The sequence below is a fragment of the Microbacterium sp. genome (genome assembly GCF_011620715.1).
Lineage (GTDB): Bacteria > Actinomycetota > Actinomycetes > Actinomycetales > Microbacteriaceae > Microbacterium.
Genome location: NZ_WOYP01000097.1, coordinates 3,391 through 11,095 on the forward strand (window position 1 = coordinate 3,391; position 7,705 = coordinate 11,095).

Genomic DNA, 7,705 nt, shown 5'->3' on the forward strand with positions numbered 1-7,705 from the left:
CCTGGACACGAGCAGCGATCGCGGTCGGCTCCGCGGCGCCCGCCAGCGCGGCGCCCGCCAGCGCGGCGCCCGCCAGCGCGGCGCCTTCGGCGAGGCTCGCGAACACCACGTCGGCACCGGCGATCACCTCGCCGAAGCGCTCCGCGCCGAGCGCCTCGATGTAGGCGACCGAGCCGGGGCTCACCGAGACCGTCGCCCCAGAAGCCTTCGCGCGTCGCAGGAACCGGGCCGATGCCGTGCCGTCGGATGCCGCCATTGAGTGGCCGGTCAGGTGCACGTGCGCGCGCATCAGCTCGTCGGGGATCGCGCCGAAGTCCAGTTCGGCGTTCGCGCCGCGGTCGGTGAGCATCGACCGCTCCGCGCCCTGGACGATCACGATGATCGCTCCGGTGGCGGCATCCACGGGTTGCAGGTGCACGTCCACGCCCGGCAGCAGCGCGGTGTGGCGCTCGACGTCGGCCCGGTTCACCGCGCCCACGAAGGTGACGTCGGCGCCGAGGGCGGCCAGCCAGGCGGCGGTGTTCGCGGCCGAGCCGCCGGCGACCCGGCGGATCGTGCTGACGGTGTCGGTGTCGGGCCGGATCGGGCGGGACGGGATCACGACGGTGTCGTCGATGACGTCGCCCACGACCAGGATGCCGCCCGCACGCGCCGCTGCACTCATGTGCGGCTGCCGATCGAAGCGCGGCCCACGCCGCGGCTGCTCATCCGGCTGCGGCCCAGGCCGCCGCGATCTCGCCCGCGACACGCACGTTGTTGCGGGCCAGATCGAGATTGACCTCGAGGCTGCGGCCCTCGGAGAGCTCGACGATGCGCAGCAGCAGGAACGGGGTCACCGCCTTGCCGGTGATGTGCGCGGCATCGGCTTCGGCCAGCGCCTGAGTGAGTACCCGATCATGCTCCTCGGCATCCCAGGCCTGATCGGCCGGCACCGGGTTCGCAACGACGATGCCCTGCCTGTTGCCCAGCGCGTCCTGTGCCCGCATGATCGCGGCGACCTCGGCAGCGGCATCCACCGACCAGTCCAGGGTGAACGCGCTCTCCCGCAGCCAGAAGCTCGGGAACACGCGCGTGCGGTAGCCGACCACCGGCACACTGAGCGTTTCGAGCCGCTCCAGGGTGGCGGCGATGTCGAGCACCGACTTGACTCCCGCGCTCACCACGGTGATCGGCGTGTTCGCCAGGGTCGTGAGGTCGGCCGACTCGTCGAACGTGTCGTGCGCGCCGCGGTGCACGCCGCCCAGCCCGCCGGTCGCGAACACGCGGATGCCGGCCAGCGCCGCCAGATGCGAAGTGGCGGCCACAGTGGTCGCGGCGCTCGCCCCGGCGGCCTGGATGATCGGCAGGTCGCGCACGCTCGCCTTCGCGAGGTCTTCGTCGGCGATGCGCCGCAGCCCCTGCGCATGCAGGCCCACGTGGGCGATGCCGTCGAGCACGGCGATCGTCGCGGGCGTCACGCCCTGGTCGCGCAGAATGCTCTCGAACTCTCGGGCAGCGTCGAGGTTTCGTGGTCGCGGCAGGCCGTGCGAGATGATCGTGGACTCGAGAGCGACGACCGGAGCCCCCCGCTCGAGCGCGGAGGAGACCTCTTCAGAGACGACGAATGCAGCCATGCGACCATCCTCGCACCGGGTGTTCGCCTCGCCGGTCGTCCGCGCCCCACGGGTGGCGCGACAAAGTCGAACCTGCCGGATTCAGTCGCCTTCACGGCGACAATGCGACAAGTCGTGTCGGCCGAAGGGCCGAAATCGTCAGTGCGCTGCTTCGTACGCGTCGACGATGGATGCCGGAACCCGGCCGCGCTCGGAGACCTGGTAGCCGTTGTCCTTCGCCCACGCGCGGATCGCGCTGTAATCCTGCTGACCGGGCCGCCGCCTGCGCGACGCCTCGGATGAAGCGCCGCGCGAGGACGAGATGGAGCGCGCGGCGGCGACGTAGGGAGCGAAGGCGTCCCGCAGCGCTGCGGCATTGTCATCGCTCAGATCGATCTCATATGCGGTGCCGTCAAGGGAGAACAGGACGCTCTCGCCTTCGCCGACGTCGAGGACGGAGCCGTCGAGGTCATCGACGAGTTGGTGCACAATTCTTCGGGCCATGACTGGCACAATACGCGCACTTGCGGGATTGCTCTATTTGCCGGACTTGCGCGCGACAACTCGCGTCTTTCGCGGCCCGCAACGGCTCCGAAATTCGGAAAGGCCGCGCGAATTCGAGAATGCCGGTTCGCCGGTCCGAATTGCCGCCGAAACTCCGAATCTCGGATGTGCCAGAGCACGGAAAATGTGCTGCCCCGGGGCGAGATCTCCCCGGGGCCGCATGGCGCGCGAGCGGCCTACTCGCTCGCGGCCCGTTCCAGCTCGAGCAGGAACACCTTGTCTTCGGGGTGCCCCCCGTACTCGCCGATCGATCCGTCGGCGCGCACCACGCGATGCACCGGCACGACGATCGAGAACGGCGTCGTGGCACAGGCGGTGCCGACGGCGCGCGCCGCACGGGGACTGCCTGCGTTCGCCGCCACTTCTGCATACGCTGCCGTCTCGCCGTACGGGATCTCGCGCACTGCTTCGAGCGCCTCGCGCGTGAACCCGCGCACCAGGCGCCAGTCCAGCGGCACGTCGAAATCCTGCCGCTCGCCCGCGAAGTACTCGTCGAGCTGCCGTGCGACCTCGGCGGCGACGGCGTCATCGTCCGCCCGATCGGGGGTGCTGCGCAGCACGCGCGAGAGTCCCTCGAGCTCGTTCTCCAGCGGGCCGCGCAGTGGATGCAGCGTCACCACGCCCTCGTCGGTGGTGACGATCAGCACTTCGCCGACGGGGGAGGGGTGCACGAGGAAGCGGCTGTGCAACGGTGCGGTCATACGACCATCCTGTCCCGCCCGGTGGCGCCCCGCGCCGATGCTCTCGGGTCCGGGGGATGATGCGCGGAGCGGGCGGCTGGGGAGGAGCCTTCGCGCCGCGGGGAACTGGCCTGATCAGCAGGCGTGTCGCCCAATCCGGCGAAACTCGGGGGACGCTCACCGGCGCATGGGCCGACGCCGCTTAGGGTTGCCGTGTGCTGCGAGGAGAAGGCAGCGCCGTTATCGGCGCAGAGGACGACGCGCCGACGGTGGCCCCTGGCGATCTCGGCCTTTCGGAACCGGGAGTGACCGTGATGCACGTCGCCGAACCTGAACGAGACCGCCTGCGGGCGCTCGCGGCGCAACTGGGCGGGCCGTCCACCCTGCTGCACTTCGACGATGCGGGCGACGGCGGCATCGAGATCACCAAAGCCCACCCCGGCAGCCTCCCGCAGTTCATCACGGGCCGATCCACGCTTCTGTCGAACCTCTTCCGCGACGAGGTTGCGCTGCGCAACGCGCGGCTCGCGGCAGAGCGGATCACCGCGAAGAACGTCGAGCTGCGCACCGCGCGCGGCATCGAGCCGGTGAACCTGGCCGTCGGGCTCGCCTCGTGGCGGATCGGCGGGCTGTCCTGCACTGCGCCGGTCCTGCTGCGCCCGCTCGGCATCCGCCGACACCACTCCGACTTCGAACTCAAGCTGCACGGCTCGTTCACGGTGAACCCCGAATTGGTGCGCGCGCTGCGCACGCATTTCGGCATCGAACTCGACGGTCAGGCGCTGGCCGCCCTCGCCTACGAAGGCGGAGTCTTCAAACCGCAGCCGGTCATCGACCACATCCGCGCGCTGGCGGCATCGATCGACACCTTCACCGTGCACCCGCGCCTGGTGGTGTCCACGTTCGCCGACGTGGGTGCCGCGATGGCACGGGATGCCGTCGACCTCGACCAGCCGGTGCTCAACGCGCTCGCCGGTCACCACGACGACCGCGAGAGGCTGTCGATCCGCCGCGAGGCGCCCGTCGTCGTGAGCCCCGACGAGCGTGCTCCGGCTTCGGACACACTGCTTCTGGATGCGGATGCCGAGCAGGAAGGCGTTCTCGCACGCATCACCGCCGGCCATTCGCTCGCCGTGCACACCCTGCCCGGCACCGGCGGCACCCAGACCGTGATCAACGCGGTGGGCGCGCTGGTGCGCGACGGCAAGCGCGTGCTGGTCGTGAGTGCGCGCCGGTCGACCCTCGACGGCGTGCGCCACCGTCTCACCGGCATCGGCCTGCCCGGGCTCGCCGTCTCGCCCAGGGATCTGCAGCGCGATCTCATCCGCGCGATCGGCCGCAACGAGAAGGCCGGCCAGCCCAAGGTCGGCGAGATCGACGACGCCCTCGTGCGTCTGCGCGGTGTGCTGCGCGACTACCGCGCCGCGGTGACCGCCCGGCATCCCTCGCTCGGCGTCTCTGTGCTCGACGTGCTGCGACGCCTCGCCGAGCTCGCGAACCAGACGCCCCCCCCGGCCGCCGCCGCGCGTTTCGACATCGACGTGCTCTCACGCCTCGCGCCGGCACGCACCGAGGCGGCGGCGGCGCTCGCCGCCGCCGCGCGGCTCGGCGAATTCCGCTTCGGACCCGACGACTCGCCATGGTACGGCGTCTCGTTCGCGACGACGAGCGCGGCCCGTTCGGCGCACGCCCTGGCCGGCCAGCTCCACCGGCAGGATGTGCCGAACCTGCTCGAGCGCGGCTACGAGCTGATCGCGCAGACGCGCATGCGTCCTTTCCGCACGATCGGCGAACTCGGGTCCTGTCTCACGCTGTTGCAGGGCATCCGCGATTCGCTGGACAGGTTCAGCCCGACCGTCTTCGAGCGGCCTCTCGGCGAGCTCATTCAGGCGCACGGTCCGCGCCGCGACGCGCCGTCGCTCACCGGTGCCCAGCGTCGCAGCCTGCGCCGACTGTCGCGCGAGTACGTGCGACCCGGCGTGCACATCGCCGACATGCACGAGGCACTGCTGCGGATCCAGCAGCAGCGCACCGAATGGCAGCGCTTCGTCGACACCGGCGTGATTCCCGCCGTCCCGTTCGGACTCGCCGACGTGCTCGTGGCTTGGCAGCGCGTGGATGCCGAACTGGGCGACCTGGATGCGATCGTCGGCCGCACCGGCGCCGATCGGCTGGCTTCGCTGCCCGTCGCGCAACTCGTCCGCACGCTGGCCGGGCTCGCCGCAGACTCCGAAGTGTTCGACAACCTCGTGGAGCGCGCCACGCTGCGCACCGAGCTCGCCGCCCTGGGACTGGAGCCGCTCCTGGCCGAACTGTCCGTGCGGCACGTCCCCGAGGAACTCGTCGGCGCCGAGCTCGAATACGCCTGGTGGCAGTCCGCGCTCGAGTACCTCCTGCGCAGCGACCGGGCCCTGCTCGGTGCCAACACGGCGGTCGTCGACCGGCTCGAGCGCGACTTCCGACTGGTGGATGAGGCCCATGCCGCGGCATCCGGTCCTCTGCTGGCCGCGCAGCTGGCGACCCAGTGGCGCATCGGCATCGTGGACGAGGCCGGCGAAGCCGCCGCCCTCAAGCTCGCTCTGAAGAACGGCGGTGCGACGCCTGCCGATCTCGCCGCAGTGGCTCCGACGCTGCTGCGCGCGCTCGCCCCGGTCTGGCTGGCCTCGCCCTACGACGTGCCGCAGATCCCGGATGAGCTCGCGTTCGACGTCGTGATCATCGCGGATGCTGCAGCCCTGTGTCTCGCGGAGGCCGTTCCCGCGCTGCGGCGGGCGCGCCAGATTGTGGTCTTCGGCGATCCGGTCACCCAGAAGCCCACGCCGTTCCTGCTCTCGGCCGGGATCCGCTCCGAGGATGAGCCGTTCGGCGAGCCGTTCGACGACACGAGCGTGTTCGAGCGCCTCGCCGAGATCTTCCCGGTCGCGACGCTCACGCGCAGCTACCGGGCCGGCGGCGAGGACCTCGCCGAACTCGTCAACGACGCGTTCTACGGTGGCGAGCTGGTCTCGCTGCCCTGGGCCGGGTCGTACCTGGGCCGCGGCAGCCTGAGCGTCGACTACGTCGAGGGCGGCACGGGAGCACCCGACCCGGTGACCGGCGCCGTGGAGAGTCCCGATGCCGAAGTGCAGCGGGTCGTGACCCTGGTCGTCGAGCACGCGGTCAACCGCGGCTCGGAGTCGCTCATGGTCGTCACTGCCAGCGCCAAGCACGCCGAACGCGTGCGTGCCGCGGTGGAGGCGGCGTTCGCCGGGCGATCGGACGTGGCGGACTTCGTCTCACGCGACACGGCCGAGCCGCTCGCCGTGCTCACCCTCGAGGAGTCCGTGGCCGAGAGCCGCGACCGCGTGATCTTCTCGCTCGGCTTCGGCCTCACCAAGCACGGACGCGTGCTGAGCGACTTCGGCGACCTGTCCACGCCGGACGGGGAGCGGCTGCTGACGGTCGGCATGACGCGGGCGCGGCGCTCGATGGTCATCGTGTCGTCGATCCGGCCCTCAGCCTTCGACGAGGGGCGACTCGAGCACGGCGCCGCCACGCTGATGACGATCCTCGGGGGGATCGCCTCACGCGCCCGCGACCAGCGCCTCGAGGATCTCGCCGATCCGCTGATGCGGGGACTGGCCCGCGAACTGCGCCGCCTCGGGGTCTCAGTGGACGTGCACTACCGTGGCCTGCTTCCCCTCGTCGCCCAGTTCGAGGGGCGGGCGGTCGTCGCCGAGAGCGATCCCGAGACGATCGGCGAGTCGCTGCGGGAGTCGCTGCGGCTGCGTCCACAGATCTTGCGCCGACTCGGCTGGCACTACGTGCGCGTGCACTCGTTCGACCTGTACAGCGATCCGGCCGGCGTCGCTGCGCGGATCGCGGCGATGCTCGGCGTCGCGCCGGAGTCTCCCACGGCCGACACCGAGACGCAGCCGATCGATGTCATCGAGTAGACGTCAGCGCATCGAGCGCGTGCCGGGCTCCCGGCGCGTGAAGCTCACGCCTGCGCCGGGCACGTCGGAAGAGCCGACCGAGGCGGATGCCGGCGCGCCGCAATCCGATCCCCCGAAGTCCGGCGGTCCGAACGACGACCGCATGCGGCAGGACGTTCCGCCGCACTATTGACACGGTGCGGTTCGATTGACGCGGTGCGGATCGATGCGAGCGTGTCTCGATACGCGCTGGCGCGCTACTCGACAACCGGGGGGCGGGTCGATGCGCGCGTGTCTCGATACGCGCTGGCGCGCTACTCGACAACCGGGGGGTTGATGCGCACCCCGATCACCGGGGCGGGGTGCTGCCCTGGGTCGCGATCAGGTCGCGGATCTGCAGCAGCAGCTCCTGCTCGGTGGGCAGGCTCGATGCTTCCTGCTCGTCGATCGCGGCCTTGGCCGCGGCCCGCTCCTTCGCCGTGTTCATCGGGTAGACGAACACGAAGTAGACCACGACAGCAACGGCCACGAAGTTGACGATCGCACCGAGGATGGCCCCGAAGGCGAAGGTGACTTCGTTTCCGGTGAGCCCCGTGACCGTCCACACGACGCTGTCGAGACTGTCGGCCTGGAAGATCAGCGCGATCAGCGGATTGATGAGCCCTGCGACGATCGCGTTCACGATGAGCGTGAACGCCGCTCCGATGACCACCGCGACCGCGAGGTCGATGACGTTTCCGCGGAGGATGAACTCCTTGAAGCCCTTGATCACGTGATGCTCCTCACCTGTCGCCGGTTTCGGCCGGTCACGTGCCCGACGATGCGGGCGAGGTCTTCGCCTCAGACTTCGATGATGCCGCAGGCGCGGACGACCCGCCACCCTGCGAGCCGCTCGAGGACGAAGAGGACGAACCGGATGAAGAAGAGGACGAACCGGATGAAGAGGACGACGAGT

General features: G+C 70.5%; 6 protein-coding genes. 1 reads left to right on the forward strand and 5 read right to left on the reverse strand.

Features of this window, described 5'->3' with window-relative positions; genetic code table 11:
• The 4 genes from QZV84_RS09625 to QZV84_RS09640 form a co-directional block, all read right to left on the reverse strand.
• A partial coding sequence (locus QZV84_RS09625; protein WP_292828889.1) for a PfkB family carbohydrate kinase occupies positions 1 to 664 on the reverse strand: 664 nt, incomplete at its 3' end.
• 40 nt (positions 665 to 704) lie between these two features.
• Positions 705 to 1,613 (reverse strand): pseudouridine-5'-phosphate glycosidase, encoded by a 909-nt coding sequence (locus tag QZV84_RS09630; RefSeq protein WP_292828891.1) that lies wholly within the window; start codon positions 1,611 to 1,613, stop codon positions 705 to 707.
• Between the two features lie 138 nt (positions 1,614 to 1,751).
• Positions 1,752 to 2,096: an Lsr2 family protein gene (locus tag QZV84_RS09635; protein ID WP_292828893.1), complete on the reverse strand. Its 345-nt coding sequence runs from the start codon at positions 2,094 to 2,096 to the stop codon at positions 1,752 to 1,754.
• Positions 2,097 to 2,332: 236 nt separating this feature from the next.
• Entirely contained in the window at positions 2,333 to 2,857 is a 525-nt protein-coding gene (locus QZV84_RS09640) for a methylated-DNA--[protein]-cysteine S-methyltransferase (RefSeq protein WP_292828895.1), read from the reverse strand.
• Between the two features lie 293 nt (positions 2,858 to 3,150).
• On the opposite strand from QZV84_RS09640, the gene QZV84_RS09645 reads away from it, so the two are divergent.
• Positions 3,151 to 6,771 (forward strand): AAA family ATPase, encoded by a 3,621-nt coding sequence (locus tag QZV84_RS09645; RefSeq protein ID WP_292828913.1) that lies wholly within the window; start codon positions 3,151 to 3,153, stop codon positions 6,769 to 6,771.
• 328 nt (positions 6,772 to 7,099) lie between these two features.
• On the opposite strand, the gene mscL is transcribed toward QZV84_RS09645, so the two are convergent.
• Complete coding sequence (mscL, locus tag QZV84_RS09650; RefSeq protein WP_292828897.1) at positions 7,100 to 7,522, reverse strand: large conductance mechanosensitive channel protein MscL; 423 nt, start codon at positions 7,520 to 7,522, stop codon at positions 7,100 to 7,102.
• Between the last annotated feature and the right edge of the window lie 183 nt (positions 7,523 to 7,705).